Below are 16,322 nucleotides of genomic sequence, written 5' to 3'. Positions count from 1 at the left end.
ACGCTGTACTTTTGTTTGTGTAGCGATAAAAGACCGAATAACACGCAGGATTGGATGGCATTACTCAGAGCAACAACCTTTGCCCTTACCTTTTCTTTCGGACTTACTTTAGTTTCTTTGTTGCCAAATGGATTCCCGTAAAAATAGGTTGGGCGATTTCATTTGGAAAATCTCCAGGTAATTTGGCAGCTACTTCATTGATGACAGCATCGCTTTTTTCTAACATCTCATCCAGGATGGTTTCGGCTCTTTCGGTGGAGTAATTGACTGCTTTTGCAGTATCTAAAAAATGCCTTCTTTGCATACTATGCCAGTGATAATGGGTATTTCTCCCCCTCAACGCCATGGCCATTTTAATTTTTTGGGCTTGTAATTGCTTTTTCTCTATCAATGGATAGGCTGACATAATGTCATAGAGCGGTGTTAGGTGATATTTTCCTTGAGGCTCGATAAACACACTAAAATTTTTTGCATGGCCATCAATTGCTGCTAATAGCCAAAATAAAACTTGAGCTCGATAAAACATATCTCGATCAGCAATAGGATTGGTAGCTCCGAGTAATAATTGCATAATTTCACTAATACCTGCTCCTCCGTCTGATTGATATTTTAAATTAGGGGAAATGCCAAGAACCTGGCATATATCTTCTTGCGGCAATCGCATGATCCAAGCGTTATCGCTAGACATTTTGCGATCAAACCGCTCTACCACAAGCACTTTAGTTTCTTCAAAGTGAAGAATTTCGCACTTTGCGACGGGTAATCCAAAGGCTGCAGCAATCTGTGAACATAACCATTCATTTTCACAACTATCCCTTAAATCCATATTTTGATGTGGGATGTAGCCAATAGGCAATTTAAAAATATGGCTGGTTGGGGTTTCTTCTAAGGGACGGCACCATTTTTTTTGATGGTACAAGAATGCCGTTTTTTCTTGTGCTCCTGCAATGGAAATTCGAAATTCCCTTGTAGGATCAGTCATACCAAGCGGATTGTTTTGATAGCCCCGTAAAATAGCGGCTATTGCTTTTTCATCTAAGGGTTGAGCCTTTATCTCTTTTTTAAAGGCTGGTATTTCTCCATCGATAATTTGAACAGCCCCCACACAATCTCTACCAATACTAGCCAATAGATCAAAGGGTTGGTTTATTGCCACATGAAATTTAGCCTGAATTCGCGATCTAATTTGTTGATTATCAGGCAGGAGATTATCAAAAAAATTATAAACGATATCGCCAGAAAAAGGCTGTTCGGTCAAAGGCAATGATAATGAAATGGGGCGTGCACCTGGGGTATTAAGCCATTGCTGGTCATAAATAAAAATTAACCCACCTGTTGTTGTTTTCTCAAGTTTTCCGATCAAAATCCCATTCATTAATATACTGAGTATTCGATTTTTTCGTTTTGCTGTTACCATTCTTCAGTCCACTGGGTTTCATTGTTAGAAGTTTCGTGTTTTGATAACATCTTAATGTCTAAATTAAGCGCAGATAGTATGCGAAATAAGGTATCGAGTTGTGTGCTCTCAGGCCTGAGTTCAAACTCTGAAATAGTTTGCTGCTTTAATCCTACAAGCTTACCAACCTTTGCCTGACTTAATTTAAGTTTTTTGCGTTGACTAATAACAAAAAAAGCTAATTCTCTGGGTGAATGGATTAGCATGGTTAATTTCCTTAGGCCTATTATTTACCCGCTATAGAGGGTAAATTCAATATTACCCGCTATAGAGGGTAAATTCAATATTACCCGCTATAGAGGGTAATATTTGAATTTGTAAACCTGGTAGAATTTCGCTTTTCAGAGTAGAAAGTTCTTAACACTATTTTCTGGAGATGGGTTGTTGTTGCGTAATACAATGAATACCGCCACCGCCAGCAAAAACATCCAACGCATCAATTTGTGTAATATGATGGTTTGGAAACAACTGGCAAAACAGTTCGTAAGCTGCTTTGTCATATTTGGCATGACCAAAAGCGGGCATCACGATTCCCTGATTAGCCAGATAGAAATTGATATAGGAAAGAGTTAAACGTTCCTCACCCATAAACGTTGCCGGTGGCTGTTCTACGGTAAAAACTTCCAGATTTCTTCCTTTGGCATCAGTCACTGATTTTAGGATCTCGAGGTTTTCGTGCAGGGTTTGGTAATTGGCATCCTCTTTATCATGGGTAATTAAAGCCAGGACTTTACCCGGTGCAATAAAACAGGCAATTTCATCAATGTGGCCGTCGGTCTCATCGCCAAGCAGTCCTTTATTTAACCAAATAATTTTTTCTGCATTGAGATAATTGTAAAGATAGTCTTCTATCTCGGCTTGAGAGAGGTGGGGATTACGATTGGGATTTAACAGGCATTCACGGCTAGTTAAAATAGTACCTTCACCATCGACATGGAAGGAACCGCCTTCCATAACCAGAGGTGCTTTAAAATGGCGGGCTCCTGTTTGTTTGATGACGGCCGCAGCAATTTGATTATCCAGGGCGCAATCCTCATAATTACCACCCCAGGCATTATGAATCCAATCAACACCGGCTAACTCGTTTTGTTCATTCAGTAAAAACGTCGGACCTGTATCACGCGTCCAGGAGTCATTGAGTGCCAAAGGAACCAAGTGGATTTCCTCACCACATAATTTTTTTGCCTGCGCCATATCGGCAGGTTTAACCAGCATGGTAACAGGTTCATATTGTGCGATGGCTTGGGCAACCCGTGCATAAGCAATTCCCGCACGCTCCAAACCGATGGCCGCCCAACTATCCTGGTGACAAGGCCAGGCCATCCAGCAACCAGCATGAGGATACCATTCGGGGGGCATATGAAAGCCGGCTTGTTTTGGTGTTGTCATGGCTTATCCTTTTATTTTATTACTGTCGAGGTACGTTTGTTGTGAAAAAATACTGCGTAACTCATTGAGATAATTCTGAATTTTTTCATGAGGTAATTCACTACTTATCAATTGTTTTTCATAGGAGAGTAGCAATTTTTTAGTATCAAAATGAGCGAAATTCAAGACATTGGTTACCGTATCACCGCTGACTAAATCATTGATCTCAAATTGCCCTTCGCCGGTTAATTTCACATCCAGTGAATTCGTATCCCCAAATAAATTGTGCAAATTGCCAAGTATTTCCTGATAGGCGCCTACTAAAAAGAAAGCAATGGCATAGGGATCATGTTCATTAAACGGGGGCAACATTAAGGTGGTATTGATGCAGGAACTACCCGTGTATTCCTTTAAAGTACCGTCGGAATCACAAGTCAAATCTTGCAAAATACTGTGCATGGTTGGCTTTTCGGTAAGCCGCGAAATCGGTGCAACTGGGAAAATCTGCCCTATTGCCCATGCATCTGGTAATGATTGGAAAAATGACAGATTACAAAATATTTTTGCTGCCAAGCGTTCGTTAATAGGCTTGATAAGTTCATTATCACCAGGATTGTTTTCATCCAGGCGTTCTTGAATTTCAAGGCAAATCGCAGTAAAAAATTGTTCTACTTTTGCTTTTTCCTGCAAACTAATGACGCCATGTTTAAACATGGAATGAGCCTCATCCAGTGAGTGAGCAGCATAATTATAAATTTCGCTGGGAGAATTATCAGAAATAGATTGATAAGTGTCCCAAATATCACGAATAACGTGAGAATCGTCTGCCTCAATGAAGGGCAATTCTCTGGTTTTTTTGACTAGCTCCACATCAGTGATATTGCTAATTAGAACCGCGTGATGGGCTGTGAGTGCACGCCCAGATTCAGAAATAAGATTGGGTTCCGGCATACCCGCTTCTTCACAAAGAGGACGAAGCGCCAGCAAGATATTAGTAGCATATTCTTTTACAGAATAGTTCATTGAACAACCTGTATTGGAATGTGTACCCTCATAATCCACCCCAAGACCACCACCAACATCAACGGTATTGATGGGGGCGTTCAGGCGACGCAGTTCAATATAATAGCGGGCAACTTCCTGCATGCAGTGGCGAATATCATGGATGTTGGCAATTTGCGAGCCCAAATGGCAATGCATTAATTGCAGGCAATCCAACGAATTGTGGGCCTTTAGGTGATTGACTAACTCAAGAACCTGTTCTGCATTTAAACCAAATTTGGATTTAGCCCCGCCGGTATTTTCCCATTTACCTGCGCCTTTGGTGACTAAACGAATACGCACACCAATTTTAGGTTTGATATCTAGCCGTGCAGATTCTTTCAGGATAATGTCTAATTCCGAGCGTTTTTCTATGACAATGAAGACTTCATGGCCCATTTGTTGTGCAATTAAAGCCGTGCGAATATAACTGTTATCTTTATAGCCATTACAGACAATGGTGGAAGGCGTTTGGCCCAATAACCCAATCACTGCCATTAATTCAGGTTTGCTACCGGCTTCTAAACCCACTGGGTAGCGGGGTGCTTTTAAAATTTCCCTCACTACGCAATATTCCTGGTTAACTTTAATCGGGTAGACCAGTTTATAGCTTCCTCGATAATCGTTTTCTTCAATGGCTTGCGCAAAGGCTTCATTTAATTTTACGACTCTGTCATGAAGAATATCGGTAAAACGAATCAAGAGCGGTAATTGTAAACCTGCTCGATTAGCGGCATTTACAATCGCTTGCAATTCAACGCCTTTTTCTTCCGGCGTTTTGCTGATAGCAATATTTCCTGCTGCGTTTATATTGAAATAACCTTCACCCCAGTTATTAATATTGTATAGATTTTCATCTTGGAATGCGTTGTCAGTCATTAGGGTTTTCCCACATCGGATTTACGGGCTTTGAGGAGCTCATGATAGGTTTCAGGCTCTCGCTGATCTGCAAAAGGAAACAGCCGCCCCCATAATGCGCGTTGACTGAAATCCAATTCAGCGACGAGCACAGCAGGCTCATTGCGTGGCGCTTGCACTAAAACTTCACCCATTGGGTTAGAGATAAAGCTAGAGCCGTAAAATTCAAGCCCATCCTCACAGCCAACACGGTTAACAGCCACGACGAAGGTGTTTGCCATAATCCCCTGCGCAACCATCACTTTTTGCCACATGGGTTGGCTATCAAAACCTGGTGCAGTGGGTTCTCCACCAATGGCAGTAGGATAAACCAGAACCTCTGCTCCTTTTAAACCGTAAATGCGCGACAACTCAGGGAACCATTGATCATAACAGGTAGGTAAACCAAATCGATGTCCAACCAGGTTGTGGACCGGATAATCGGAATCACCTGGTTTGAAGTAATAATTTTCATGGTATTTTTCACCACTGGGAATATGCTGTTTGCGGGTTACAGCAACCAATTCACCTGACTCATTAAAAGCTACGGCAGTGTTATAGCCTGCTTTTTCAAATAAAGAGGACGTAATAGTTACTTTCGCTGCTTTTGCCATGGCACTGACAAATTGTGCTGTAGGGCCTGTGTGCAGCTCTTCTTGATAAGCTGTACCATCGACATCATGGCGGGTACAAAAATAAGGTGACAACGTTAATTCTTGCAGGCAGACGAGTTGAGCCCCTTGTTTAGCAGCGGCAAAAATGCCTGAGGCAAGACGGTCTTGATGTTCTTGTAGATTTTCAGACCACTTCTCCTGTACTAAGCCTACTTTTAATTTACTACTCGTCATCTTGAGCCTCACGTTTAATCTATAAAAAGAATATCAACAACTCTTGGACTGTTGGATATCTCGAATAAAAAGTTGCTGTATGATATAACCAATTGGTTTTTATGTATACAGTTTACTTCGAGTTTTAGGTAGGATTCCAACCTTGGTCAAACCCAGTCCCGCGAAGGAGTTTAGAGTGATTTCCTGGTAAGTACAATCATGAATTTTCAGTGGACTTCTTCAGAAACCCGCTACAGAGGAGAAGTGCGAGGAGACACGGAGCACAGAACCGTAGTGTACGGCGCCAGTACATGAGGATTCGAGCACCGTATCGACGCAGCAATTCTCCTCTGTAGTAGAGTTCCCGAAGAAGTCTATTGATTTAGCTTTGATTTGCCAGCAGGGCATTCGCTACTTTCGATTGGTTCTTTTTCCCTAACAGCTTACATATTTTATCGCCTGCAGCGACGATCTTGAAAATATCAACACCGGTTTCAATCCCCAGTCCGTGCATCAAGTATAAAACATCCTCCGTTGCAACATTTCCACTTGCACCTCGGGCATATGGACAGCCGCCAAGACCAGCGACAGAACTGTCAAAACGATAGATACCGTATTCAAGAGAGGCATAAATATTGGCAATTGCCTGGCCGTATGTATCATGAAAATGCATCGCTAACTGAGGCAAAGGTAAAAATTCCAGGACTTGTTGTAAAACAGCGATAGTTTGTTTGGGGGTGCCAACACCAATGGTATCGCCCAGGCAAATTTCATCAACCTCGAGAGCCAGCAACTGACGTGTAACCTCAGCGACCTGTCGCGGGGCAATTTCACCTTCATAAGGACAGCCGAGAACACAGGAAATGTAAGCCCGTACGCGAATTTTGTTTGCCTTAGCCAAAGCGATAACGGGCTCAAAGCGATGAATACTCTCGCTGATTGAACAATTAATATTACGTTGATTAAAGGCTTCACTCGCTGCTGTAAAGACTGCAATTTCTTTTACGCCCGCTTCGAGTGCTTTTAACATGCCGCGTTCGTTGGGTACTAATGCTGAATAATGAATGCCTGCTGGTTTAGCGATGCTGGTAAAGACCGTTTCATTGTCAGCCAGTTGAGGAATCGCTTTTGCTGAAACAAAGCTGGTGACCTCAATGTGTTTTAAACCACTTTGGCTCAGTAAATTGATCAATTCTACTTTGCTTTCAGTAGCAACAAAGGATGATTCATTCTGTAACCCATCCCGTGGCCCCACTTCAACTATCGTGACTCGTTGTGGATAGTTCATGCTTGTCCCTAGTCAATCTTTTAAAGCTAACAATTCAGCGCCTTCACTCACTTGCGAGCCCACATCGTAAAATAATTCAGCCAGTATACCGTCTTTGGGGGCATGAATAGTGTGTTCCATTTTCATTGCTTCCAAAACGATTAAACTCTCACCCTCTTTAACTTTATCACCCTTATTTTTCAGGATAGCCACTACGGTTGCTGGCATCGGGGCGGTGAGTTGTCCTTTTTTTGTGGCAACTTGCGGATCAAAATTCTGCCAATTAAACCGTTCAATCACCAACGGACCTTGCGCCAGATATAGAGTGATTTTGGGCCCCTGGTTATCAACGAGGATTTCTCTCATTTGCTGACCGTCATCGAGATATAATTTATCAGCAATCAAGCGTGGCGACAAAGTGAATTCTTCTTCGCTGATTTTTACTTTAAAGGACGTATTTGTCAGAGGAAGGATCTTGATTTCTTGTTGTTGACCTTCAATGAAGTAACGCCAATACCAATAACTGGACAAATGCATTTGCCAGGCAAAACTACTGTTACGAAGCGGATCTGTTTCATTGTTGTTGAGTACCAGGTAATCATGACTAGCCACTGCCAGGAGTGCCAAGCGTTCGTCAGGGAGGGGAAGATTAATCGCTTCCTGAGTTAAAAAATCAGTGCTTAAATCTGCTTTAGCGAAGCGGGGATGTCTACAAATAGCTTGTAAAAAAGCAATGTTAGTTTTCACTCCACCTACGGCATAGTTTGCAAGCGCGTATTGCATGCGTTGTAGGGCTTGGTCTCTTGTTTCCCCCCAGGTAATTAATTTGGCAATCATGGGATCATAATGCATGGTAATGTGCGAATGAAGTGATACACCACTATCTATTCGAATACCCGAGCCTGCCGGTTCGTGTAAAAAACGCAGTTGGCCGATCGATGGCAGGAAGCCTTGTTGGGGATCTTCAGCATAGATCCGGCACTCAAATGCATGGCCATGAGCTGCAATTGTTTCCTGGAGGCAGGGGAGTGGTTCATTAGCTGCTATTTTCAATTGCCATGCTACCAGATCAAAACCGGTTATCATTTCAGTGACGGGATGTTCGACTTGTAAACGCGTATTCATTTCCATGAAATAAAAATGGTTTTTGTCACCATCTACTAAAAACTCAACTGTGCCCGCACCACGATAGGCAATCGAACGAGCAACTTCACAGGCTGCCTCTGCCAAACCCTGCCGCATGGTCGCTGTTAAATTAGGTGCTGGTGCTTCTTCAATAATTTTTTGATGCCGTCGCTGAATGGAGCAATCCCGTTCGAAAAGATGGACAATTTGATCATAATTATCCGCCATGATCTGGACCTCGACGTGGCGGGGATTACTGATTAATTTTTCAATGAGCATGGTGTCATCTCTAAAACTGGCCATCGCTTCACGACGAGCACCTGCTAACGCTTGAGAAAATTCAGCTTCTTTATAGACAGCACGCATACCTTTGCCACCGCCGCCACTGGCTGCTTTTAGCAAGACTGGAAAACCAATCTGACGTGCCTCTTGTAATAAGCGCTCATCGGATTGATCGCTACCATGATAGCCTGGGGTAAGAGGTACGCCAGTGTTTTCCAGTAATTGTTTGGCTATTTGTTTTGATGCCATTGCTTCCATCGCTGCAATCGAGGGGCCAACAAATACGATTCCTGCATCGGCGCAAGCTTGGGCAAATAAGGGATTTTCAGATAAAAAACCATAGCCGGGATGAATGGCTTGAGCACCACTGGTTTTAGCCGCAGCAATAATCGCTTCAATATTGAGATAACTGTTTTTGGCTGTTGCATCACCTACACAAAATGCACTATCGGCCTGTGACACATGTTGACTGTCTTTATCCGCGGTTGAATAAATAGCAACAGTGTGGATACCCATTTGTCGTGCAGTTTTAATAACCCGACAGGCAATTTCACCGCGGTTAGCGATAAGAATTTTGTTAAACATGAAAGCCCCTAATCCCAAATGGGTGTTTCTTTATTAAGAAATGCGGTTAATCCCCGTTGCCCTTCTGCGGAAACCCGTTTCTTGGCAATGAGCGTCGCAGTTTGCTGCAACAACTCCTCATTAATAGGCCGAGCTGCAACCTGTGAAACCAGCGTTTTACAAGCCTTCACTGCTTCAGGAGCTAGTCGGGCTATTTGTTGAGCATAATTGACAGTAAAGGCCAACAATTCCTCTTCAGCTACACAGTGTTGTACTAATTGTAATTTCTTTGCTTCTTCCGCATCAAAGATCTCTGCTGTTATAAATAGCCATTTTGCAGTTCGCTCACCTATCGCTTTTACGACATAAGGACTAATGACAGCAGGGACTAAACCCAGTTTTACTTCTGAAAAACAAAATCGGGCAGTTCGCGAAGCAATTGCCAGATCACAAGCGGCTACTAAACCAGCGCCACCACCATAAGCGGCACCTTGTACCATCGCTATAGTGGGTTTAGGGCTGATATGTAGAGTGTGCATGACACGAGCAAGTACCAGGGCATCCTGTAAGTTTTCTTCTTCGCTAAATTGAGCCATGCGTTGCATCCAGGCAAGGTCCGCGCCTGCTGAAAAATGTTTTCCATTTGCTTTTAGTAAAATAACTCTTGCTTGCGGATTACTAATGGCTTCATCAAGTAGCTGTTGCAATGCTGCCAGCAAGTTGTCATCAAAAGCATTATGTTTACCTGCTCGATTTAAAGTAATTATAAAAACGCGATCATGCAACTCACTTAGTAAATCAGTCATTGTTTGTCCCTATCGTGCTGTTTTGGCATTTTGTCATTAGATTCTCTTACATGCGAAATACACCAAAATTGGTTCCAGGGATGGGAGCATTTAAGGCAGCAGACAAGCTTAATCCAAGGATTTTACGAGTATCTGCCGGGGCAATAACACCATCGTCCCAGAGTCTTGCGCTCGCGTAATAGGGATTGCCTTGAGTTTCATATTGGTTGCGTAAATCAGCTTTAAATTTCTCTTCTTCCTCAACAGACCAGGTTGTTCCATGCTTCAAATGTTTATCGCGGTTAACTTGCGCTAAAACATTTGCGGCTTGCTCCCCTCCCATGACCGAGATACGGGTATTCGGCCAGGACCATAAAAAACGGGGCTCATAAGCGCGGCCACACATGGCATAATTACCCGCACCGAAACTACCGCCTACTATTACAGTGAATTTAGGAACGTTAGCATTGGCAACAGCGGTCACCATCTTGGCACCGTGTTTGGCTATACCCGCTGCTTCGTATTTGCTACCCACCATAAAACCAGTGATATTTTGCAGAAATAATAAAGGGATACGACGTTGAGCGCATAGCTCGATAAAATGCGCTCCTTTTAAAGCACTTTCAGCAAATAAAACACCATTATTGGCAATTACGCCGATAGGATAACCAAACAAATGGGCAAAACCACAAACCAGGGTGGTACCATAAAGTGCTTTAAATTCGTCCAACTCTGAACCATCAACAAGGCGGGCAATTACTTCCCGGATATCGAAAGGTTTTCGTGGATCGGCTGGTACAACACCATTTAATTCTTTGGGATCATAGAGAGGCTCTCTGCTGGCAATACGACAAAGACCATCAGGTTTCTTACGGTTTAGATGACTTACCGAGACACGGGCCAAGTGTAACGCATGGGCATCATTCTCGGCATAGTGATCAGCTACACCAGATTGCCTGCAATGGACATCAGCACCACCCAATTCCTCTGCACTGATAATTTCGCCGGTAGCCGCTTTTACCAGGGGTGGGCCAGCTAAAAAGATAGTAGCCTGATTTTGTACCATAATGGATTCATCAGCCATCGCGGGTACATAAGCACCGCCTGCGGTGCAAGAGCCCATCACCACCGCAATCTGAGGAATATTGTTTGCTGATAACATGGCTTGATTATAAAAAATACGGCCGAAATGATCTCGATCCGGAAAAACTTCATCTTGACGGGGTAGAAAAGCGCCTCCTGAATCAACTAAATAAACACAGGGAAGGTGATTAGCTTTAGCAATCTCCTGGGCTCGCAAATGTTTTTTAACAGTAAGGGGATAGTAGGTTCCACCCTTAACCGTGGCATCATTCACCACAATCATACATTCAGTACCAGCAATCCGTCCTATTCCGGTAATAATTCCTGCAGCAGGAACCTTATCTTCATAAACCCGGTAGGCGGCCAGCTGGGATAATTCAAGAAAAGGACTGCCTGGATCAAGTAAGTACTGTAAGCGCTCACGGGGTAGTAATTTTCCATGTTTTAAATGTCTTTGACGCGCTTTTTCATCACCACCCTGAGCAATTTCCTGGATAGTGTTCTGCAGTTCACCAAGCAATTTTTGCATGACCGCTTCATTGTCTTTGAAATCCTTGCTGGCGGGATTTAATTGACTAGTGATTTTAGCCATCGATAATCCTTAATGTATCAAGATATTACTGAGTACAATTACCAGCCATAGGCACCAGGTGAATTCGATAAGATAGGGCATGTCATTCCCTTTGATGAGCCGGTAAGTGAGCGCTGGAACGGCCGCAATTAGAACTGGGATAAATACGAGAAGAATCACTTTACGGATCATTAATCCCAAACCACTTTGGCTAAAAATGGGTGTCAATTTGACATTAATAAAAGCATAGAGCATCCCTATATAAACAATGAGCATATGGGCATATTTAGCAAAAATTACAACCACAATACTTAACGCTAAATAAATAAGACTTTGTCTAAGCATGTACATCCTTAAGCAGTTAGTGCATCACTCTGCGGACTGAAGAGTGATGCGGACTTTATTTCTACTAGACCCAAGTAAATTCATAATACCTGGGGGTTACACCATTTCAATAGCAACAGCAGTTGCTTCACCACCACCGATACATAAGGCCGCTACACCACGTGCTTTGCGTTGTTGTTTTAGAGCATGCATTAAGGTAACAATAATGCGTGCACCCGATGCTCCAATAGGATGGCCGAGGGCACAGGCTCCACCATGAACATTGACTTTTTCATCATTGAGTTCAAGTTGTGTAATTGCTGCCATAGCGACTACAGCAAACGCTTCATTAATCTCAAAAAGATCAACCTCACTTTGATGCCAACCAGCTCTGTTTAATACTTTGCGAATTGCGTCAACAGGAGCGGTAGTAAACCATTGTGGTGCCTGTGCATGGGTTGCATGAGCGATAATTCGAGCCAACGGCGTTAAACCACGTTTTTTTGCATTAGCTGCAGTCATTAAAATCAGGCTGGCTGCACCATCTGAGATTGAGGAAGAATTCGCGGCAGTTACAGTACCATCAGTCTTGAAAGCAGGGCGGAGTTGCGGAATTTTAGCCAGTTTACTGGCGTCTGGGCCTTCATCCAGAGAAACAACGATATCACCTTTACGTCCGGCAATAGTGACGGGCGCTATTTCTTCAGCGAAAGAATTATCTTGTTGCGCTTGCAGTGCCCGAGTCAAAGAGCGAATAGCATAGTCATCTTGTTGCTGGCGGGTAAATTGAAAATGGGTTGCTGTTGCTTCAGCAAAACAGCCCATTAATTGGCCGCGCTCGTATGCATCTTCAAGGCCGTCAAGAAACATATGATCTTTTAGTTCACCATGACCCAAACGATAACCTGCTCGTGCCTTACTCAGTAAATAGGGCGCGTTACTCATGCTTTCCATACCGCTGGCAAGAACGATGTTTGCCGAACCAACTTTCAATAAATCATGGGCTAACATGACGGCTTTCATCCCTGAACCACACATTTTATTGATCGTAGTCGCACCAGCTGAATTGGGAATGCCGGCTTTGATTGCTGCTTGTCTTCCTGGCGCTTGACCTATGCCTGCTTGCAATACACAACCAGTGATCACTTCATCAATGTCTGCAGGGGAAAGGCCAGCTTGTTCGATAACCGCTTGATGGGCTACCGCGCCTAACTCGGGTGCTGATAAAGCGGATAAGCTACCAAGCATATTACCCATTGGTGTTCTTTTGGCTGCAACAATAACAATATCATTTGGTTCCATATTCATTTTCCTTATGCAGTTTCGTTAAATAGTTCGCGTCCAATCAACATCCGCCTGATTTCAGAGGTACCAGCACCGATCTCGTAGAGTTTTGCATCACGCAGCAAGCGCCCAGTAGGGTACTCATTAATATAACCATTCCCACCTAAAGTTTGAATGGCCTGCAGAGCCATTTGTGTGGCTCTTTCGGCTGTATATAAAATAACGCCTGCTGCGTCTTTACGGCTAACCATGCCCTGATCACAGGCCCGAGCTACGGTGTACAGATAAGCCCGTGACGCGCTTAATTCCGTATACATGTCCGCTAACTTACCTTGAATAAATTGGAATTCGCCAATGGCTTGTTCAAATTGCTTGCGTTCATGAATATAAGGTAAGACCACATCCAGACAGGCTTGCATGATTCCAACAGGACCTGCTGCTAATACCGTGCGTTCATAATCAAGACCGCTCATTAATACTCTTACGCCTTTATTCACTTCTCCTAACACGTTTTTCGCAGGTACTTCACAATTGTCAAATACTAATTCGCAGGTATTTGAACCGCGCATACCGAGTTTATCAAGTTTCTGTGCCGTCCGAAAACCGTTAAATCCTTTCTCAATGATAAACGCGGTGATGCCTTTGCTTGCTGCTTGTTTATCGGTTTTTGCATAAACAACCAAAACATCTGCATCTGGACCATTCGTGATCCACATCTTGGTACCATTGAGAATGAATTTGTCGCCCGCAGCCTGCGCTTGAAGTTGCATGCTGACAACATCGGAGCCAGCATTTGACTCACTCATTGCCAATGCGCCAATATATTCTCCACTTATTAGTTTAGGCAAATAACGGTGCTTTTGCTCCGTTGTGCCATTGAGGTAAATTTGGTTCACACATAAATTGGAATGAGCCCCATAACTTAGGCCAACAGAGGCTGATGCGCGGGAAATTTCCTCCATCGCAATGGCATGCGCAAGATAACCCATGTTCGCCCCGCCATATTCTTCACTAACCGTGATGCCCAATAAACCCATTTCGCCCAATTTTTGCCATAGATGATTGGGGAAAGTATTATCTGCATCGATCTGAGCTGCCAGAGGAGCGATTTCTTTTTGGGCGAATTGATAAACACTATCTCGCAAAAGATCATAGGTTTCGCCAAGTTGATGTTGTATACCGACGTGCATAGATGACTTCCTGTTACTGAAGCAAATAGGCTAGACTATACCCAATCAAATTCAAGTTGCAACATCAATTTAAATGAGAACTTGTTGCAAGCGTTTGTCTTGGACTGTGCCAAGTGAATGAAGAGCACCTGTTTTGAAATAGGTAATCGACAAAGGAAGGGGATGTATATGCGTAAACTTGTGCTGTGGGGCCATCATGCTGATGAATACCAGGAAATGTTTGATTTATCAAAAGCAGATATGGAAACTCGCCTGTTGGAATATGGTTGTGGTCCAAGTGCAGTGAACGCGGAATTAACTGCCCATACACAGCAAATAGTGAGTTGTGATCCACTGTTTAATTTGGATAAGGATACTTTATACAGCAAAGTTACTTTAATTTTTGCTGATATGGTCAGTAGAGTGGTAAGGGATCAAGAGAAATTTGATTTTAGTCGCTATGGTAATCCTGAGGCCTTATTTGCAAAAAGGCGCGAAGGAATGGCTCAGTTTTTTGGTGATTATGAAAAAGGTAAGATGGCTAAGCGTTATATAGGAATAGGGAATTATGCCTTGCCATTTGCTGATTTTTCCTTTGAATTTGCTTTAAGTTCTCATTATTTATTTGCTGATCTTGATGATCAAGATGTGGATTTTCACCTGCAAGTGATAAAAGAACTGGCACGTGTAGCCAAAGAGGTGAGAATTTTTCCTCTGATTGATCGTTACGGCCACCCATCTCCCTTTTTAGGACCTGTCCTTCTCGGCTTACAACAGGATAATTTAGGGGTAGAGGTGCGAGAAGTCGCTTATCATTTGCAACCCGGCGGGAACGCGATGCTGCGAGTCTGGGCACAACAATGCCAGCTTTAGCTGAAAACCTATTGTCTTTAAGATCCTGAATTTGTTGGGACTCAGTTTAAGGTTTTGTGCCCCAGATTTATCTAAATACCACCTATGAAAAAAAACGTTTCTTCATCTATACTCCCAATTATATTGTTGACTGTATGGTGAAAAGTAAACTTGTCCCTATGATTTGAGAATGTCATTAGCGATTTGATATTTTGTAAAACATGTTGATACCTATCAATCAGGAGGTGAGAAATTATTTTAGATAACGTCTTTATTAATTTAGTAAAAAGATGTAAGAATGTTTTGCTAGTATTAAATTTGTTTTAATTATTAATTTTGCAAGGAAGGCTCACTATGAAAAAGTCATCATTAGCTGTTGCTGCTCTGTTATCTGCACTTTCAACTGCTGCTGTAGTTCCTGTTGCTTTTGCAGACAATCAAGCTGCTGGTTCTCAAATTGCCTGCACTGGCTGTAAAGGTTGCAAAGGCTGCACTGGCTGCAAGGGCTGCAAAGGTTGTAACGGTTGCAAAGGCTGCAACGGTTGTAAAGGTTGCGGTGGTTGCGGCGGTTGCTCTGGTAGTTAATCGCTTGTTAAATAAAGAGGTAGTATGAAATTACTACCTCTTTATTATCGGTGTATTCTATGCTAACAATTGCTGAATTTAAGTTGCCTTCTCTGACAAACGGTAGCAAAGAGCGATATCTGCGTTATGCGATGCAAGTGCTTGAAGCACAGCAGCAAATGACTACCAAGAAAGGCAAGAATATTCTCCACTACACGTTGGAAAAGAAACGTCGCCATGTGCGAATGAATCATTATCCTAAAGGGGATCGTATCGATCATGATACTGGTGCGCAGTATTTTTATCACTGTCATCGCGAAGATCTTGCGAGTAATGAACACGGCCATTTCCATTGTTTTTTACGCTATAAACATATTCCAAAACAGATAAAACCGACTGATTTGCCAGATTGGGATAAAAATATCGATAATCCTATGACGCATCTAGTTGCTATTGCAATGAATCGTTTTGGCCAACCTATTCGTTTATTTACGGTTAATCGCTGGATTTCATATGAAATTTGGTACGATGCCAAACACATCTCGCGTTTTATCAAACAATTCAAAATGACCTTAGCTGATCCTTATTGGAAAATTCTCGATCAATGGGTAGAGGGTATGCTGCATTTGTTTTCCCCGCAAATTGCCTGGCTACATCAAGCACGAGATGCGGCTGTTGCCCGACACAAAACACTTTTTCCCACAGAGAATGCTTATGAAGATAAGCAGATTGAAGAATGGTCGGCAATTACAATTGATCTTAACCAGCAGATACAATGGTTATTGACTACCGAAACGGCTCCGAAGAATGAAATCGTTATTTAGTGGTTAGGATATATTCCTTAATTCTCAGTAGGGTCAAAA

General features: G+C 42.8%; 15 protein-coding genes. 3 read left to right on the top strand and 12 right to left on the bottom strand.

Translation table 11 applies throughout. The annotated features are described in order from the left end of the window. Nucleotides 1-103: 103 nt before the first annotated feature. The 12 genes from DYC89_RS10980 to DYC89_RS10925 form a co-directional block, all read right to left on the bottom strand. A complete protein-coding gene (locus DYC89_RS10980) occupies nucleotides 104-1,417 on the bottom strand; it encodes a type II toxin-antitoxin system HipA family toxin (protein WP_115221822.1) in 1,314 nt (437 codons plus the stop codon). Continuing rightward, nucleotides 1,411-1,662: a helix-turn-helix domain-containing protein gene (locus tag DYC89_RS10975; protein ID WP_115221821.1), complete on the bottom strand. Its 252-nt coding sequence runs from the start codon at nucleotides 1,660-1,662 to the stop codon at nucleotides 1,411-1,413. Before DYC89_RS10975 ends, DYC89_RS10980 begins: the two co-directional genes overlap by 7 nt. Nucleotides 1,663-1,819: 157 nt before the next feature. Then, on the bottom strand, nucleotides 1,820-2,845 hold the full coding sequence (locus DYC89_RS10970; protein ID WP_115221820.1) for an agmatine deiminase family protein: 1,026 nt from the start codon (nucleotides 2,843-2,845) through the stop codon (nucleotides 1,820-1,822). Between the two features lie 3 nt (nucleotides 2,846-2,848). Further along, nucleotides 2,849-4,744: a biosynthetic arginine decarboxylase gene (gene speA / locus DYC89_RS10965; protein WP_115221819.1), complete on the bottom strand. Its 1,896-nt coding sequence runs from the start codon at nucleotides 4,742-4,744 to the stop codon at nucleotides 2,849-2,851. Beyond that, nucleotides 4,744-5,610: a carbon-nitrogen hydrolase gene (locus DYC89_RS10960; RefSeq protein WP_115221818.1), complete on the bottom strand. Its 867-nt coding sequence runs from the start codon at nucleotides 5,608-5,610 to the stop codon at nucleotides 4,744-4,746. The genes speA and DYC89_RS10960 overlap by 1 nt, the downstream gene beginning before the upstream one ends. 361 nt (nucleotides 5,611-5,971) lie before the next feature. Then, the gene (locus tag DYC89_RS10955; protein WP_115221817.1) at nucleotides 5,972-6,877 is read right to left on the bottom strand and encodes a hydroxymethylglutaryl-CoA lyase; all 906 of its coding nucleotides are present in this window, start codon (nucleotides 6,875-6,877) and stop codon (nucleotides 5,972-5,974) included. Between the two features lie 12 nt (nucleotides 6,878-6,889). Next, nucleotides 6,890-8,848: an acetyl/propionyl/methylcrotonyl-CoA carboxylase subunit alpha gene (locus DYC89_RS10950; RefSeq protein WP_115221816.1), complete on the bottom strand. Its 1,959-nt coding sequence runs from the start codon at nucleotides 8,846-8,848 to the stop codon at nucleotides 6,890-6,892. Nucleotides 8,849-8,856: 8 nt separating this feature from the next. Continuing rightward, nucleotides 8,857-9,633, bottom strand: a complete 777-nt coding sequence (locus tag DYC89_RS10945) for an enoyl-CoA hydratase-related protein (protein WP_115221815.1) — start codon at nucleotides 9,631-9,633, stop codon at nucleotides 8,857-8,859. Between the two features lie 46 nt (nucleotides 9,634-9,679). Continuing rightward, nucleotides 9,680-11,287, bottom strand: a complete 1,608-nt coding sequence (locus DYC89_RS10940; RefSeq protein WP_115221814.1) for a carboxyl transferase domain-containing protein — start codon at nucleotides 11,285-11,287, stop codon at nucleotides 9,680-9,682. Nucleotides 11,288-11,296: 9 nt separating this feature from the next. Beyond that, complete coding sequence (locus tag DYC89_RS10935; RefSeq protein WP_115221813.1) at nucleotides 11,297-11,611, bottom strand: hypothetical protein; 315 nt, start codon at nucleotides 11,609-11,611, stop codon at nucleotides 11,297-11,299. Between the two features lie 96 nt (nucleotides 11,612-11,707). Next, the gene (locus tag DYC89_RS10930; RefSeq protein ID WP_115221812.1) at nucleotides 11,708-12,892 is read right to left on the bottom strand and encodes an acetyl-CoA C-acyltransferase; all 1,185 of its coding nucleotides are present in this window, start codon (nucleotides 12,890-12,892) and stop codon (nucleotides 11,708-11,710) included. Nucleotides 12,893-12,903: 11 nt separating this feature from the next. Further along, nucleotides 12,904-14,064: an isovaleryl-CoA dehydrogenase gene (locus tag DYC89_RS10925; protein ID WP_115221811.1), complete on the bottom strand. Its 1,161-nt coding sequence runs from the start codon at nucleotides 14,062-14,064 to the stop codon at nucleotides 12,904-12,906. Between the two features lie 168 nt (nucleotides 14,065-14,232). Here DYC89_RS10925 and DYC89_RS10920 point away from each other — a divergent pair, with 168 nt between their 5' ends. The 3 genes from DYC89_RS10920 (at nucleotide 14,233) to DYC89_RS10910 (ending at nucleotide 16,283) form a co-directional block, all read left to right on the top strand. After that, complete coding sequence (locus tag DYC89_RS10920) at nucleotides 14,233-14,916, top strand: hypothetical protein (RefSeq protein WP_115222740.1); 684 nt, start codon at nucleotides 14,233-14,235, stop codon at nucleotides 14,914-14,916. 436 nt (nucleotides 14,917-15,352) lie between these two features. Beyond that, on the top strand, nucleotides 15,353-15,508 hold the full coding sequence (locus DYC89_RS16520; RefSeq protein WP_181879382.1) for a hypothetical protein: 156 nt from the start codon (nucleotides 15,353-15,355) through the stop codon (nucleotides 15,506-15,508). A gap of 31 nt (nucleotides 15,509-15,539) precedes the next feature. Continuing rightward, on the top strand, nucleotides 15,540-16,283 hold the full coding sequence (locus DYC89_RS10910) for a DUF6969 family protein (RefSeq protein ID WP_115221809.1): 744 nt from the start codon (nucleotides 15,540-15,542) through the stop codon (nucleotides 16,281-16,283). Nucleotides 16,284-16,322: the final 39 nt, after the last annotated feature.

Origin of the sequence: Legionella donaldsonii, assembly GCF_900452385.1 — a bacterium.
In the GTDB taxonomy this organism is placed as follows: Bacteria; Pseudomonadota; Gammaproteobacteria; order Legionellales; family Legionellaceae; genus Tatlockia; species Tatlockia donaldsonii.
This window is presented reverse-complemented; position numbering and strand designations above follow the sequence as displayed.

Coding starts and splice junctions, on each gene's coding strand:
- DYC89_RS10920 (WP_115222740.1), top strand. CDS start 14,233: ATGCGTAAACTTGTGCTGTGGGGCCATCATGCTGATGAATACCAGGAA.
- DYC89_RS10980 (WP_115221822.1), bottom strand. CDS start 1,417: ATGGTAACAGCAAAACGAAAAAATCGAATACTCAGTATATTAATGAAT.
- DYC89_RS10940 (WP_115221814.1), bottom strand. CDS start 11,287: ATGGCTAAAATCACTAGTCAATTAAATCCCGCCAGCAAGGATTTCAAA.
- DYC89_RS10970 (WP_115221820.1), bottom strand. CDS start 2,845: ATGACAACACCAAAACAAGCCGGCTTTCATATGCCCCCCGAATGGTAT.
- DYC89_RS10935 (WP_115221813.1), bottom strand. CDS start 11,611: ATGCTTAGACAAAGTCTTATTTATTTAGCGTTAAGTATTGTGGTTGTA.
- DYC89_RS10960 (WP_115221818.1), bottom strand. CDS start 5,610: ATGACGAGTAGTAAATTAAAAGTAGGCTTAGTACAGGAGAAGTGGTCT.
- DYC89_RS10950 (WP_115221816.1), bottom strand. CDS start 8,848: ATGTTTAACAAAATTCTTATCGCTAACCGCGGTGAAATTGCCTGTCGG.
- DYC89_RS10945 (WP_115221815.1), bottom strand. CDS start 9,633: ATGACTGATTTACTAAGTGAGTTGCATGATCGCGTTTTTATAATTACT.
- DYC89_RS10975 (WP_115221821.1), bottom strand. CDS start 1,662: ATGCTAATCCATTCACCCAGAGAATTAGCTTTTTTTGTTATTAGTCAA.
- DYC89_RS10955 (WP_115221817.1), bottom strand. CDS start 6,877: ATGAACTATCCACAACGAGTCACGATAGTTGAAGTGGGGCCACGGGAT.
- speA (WP_115221819.1), bottom strand. CDS start 4,744: ATGACTGACAACGCATTCCAAGATGAAAATCTATACAATATTAATAAC.
- DYC89_RS10930 (WP_115221812.1), bottom strand. CDS start 12,892: ATGGAACCAAATGATATTGTTATTGTTGCAGCCAAAAGAACACCAATG.
- DYC89_RS10910 (WP_115221809.1), top strand. CDS start 15,540: ATGCTAACAATTGCTGAATTTAAGTTGCCTTCTCTGACAAACGGTAGC.
- DYC89_RS10925 (WP_115221811.1), bottom strand. CDS start 14,064: ATGCACGTCGGTATACAACATCAACTTGGCGAAACCTATGATCTTTTG.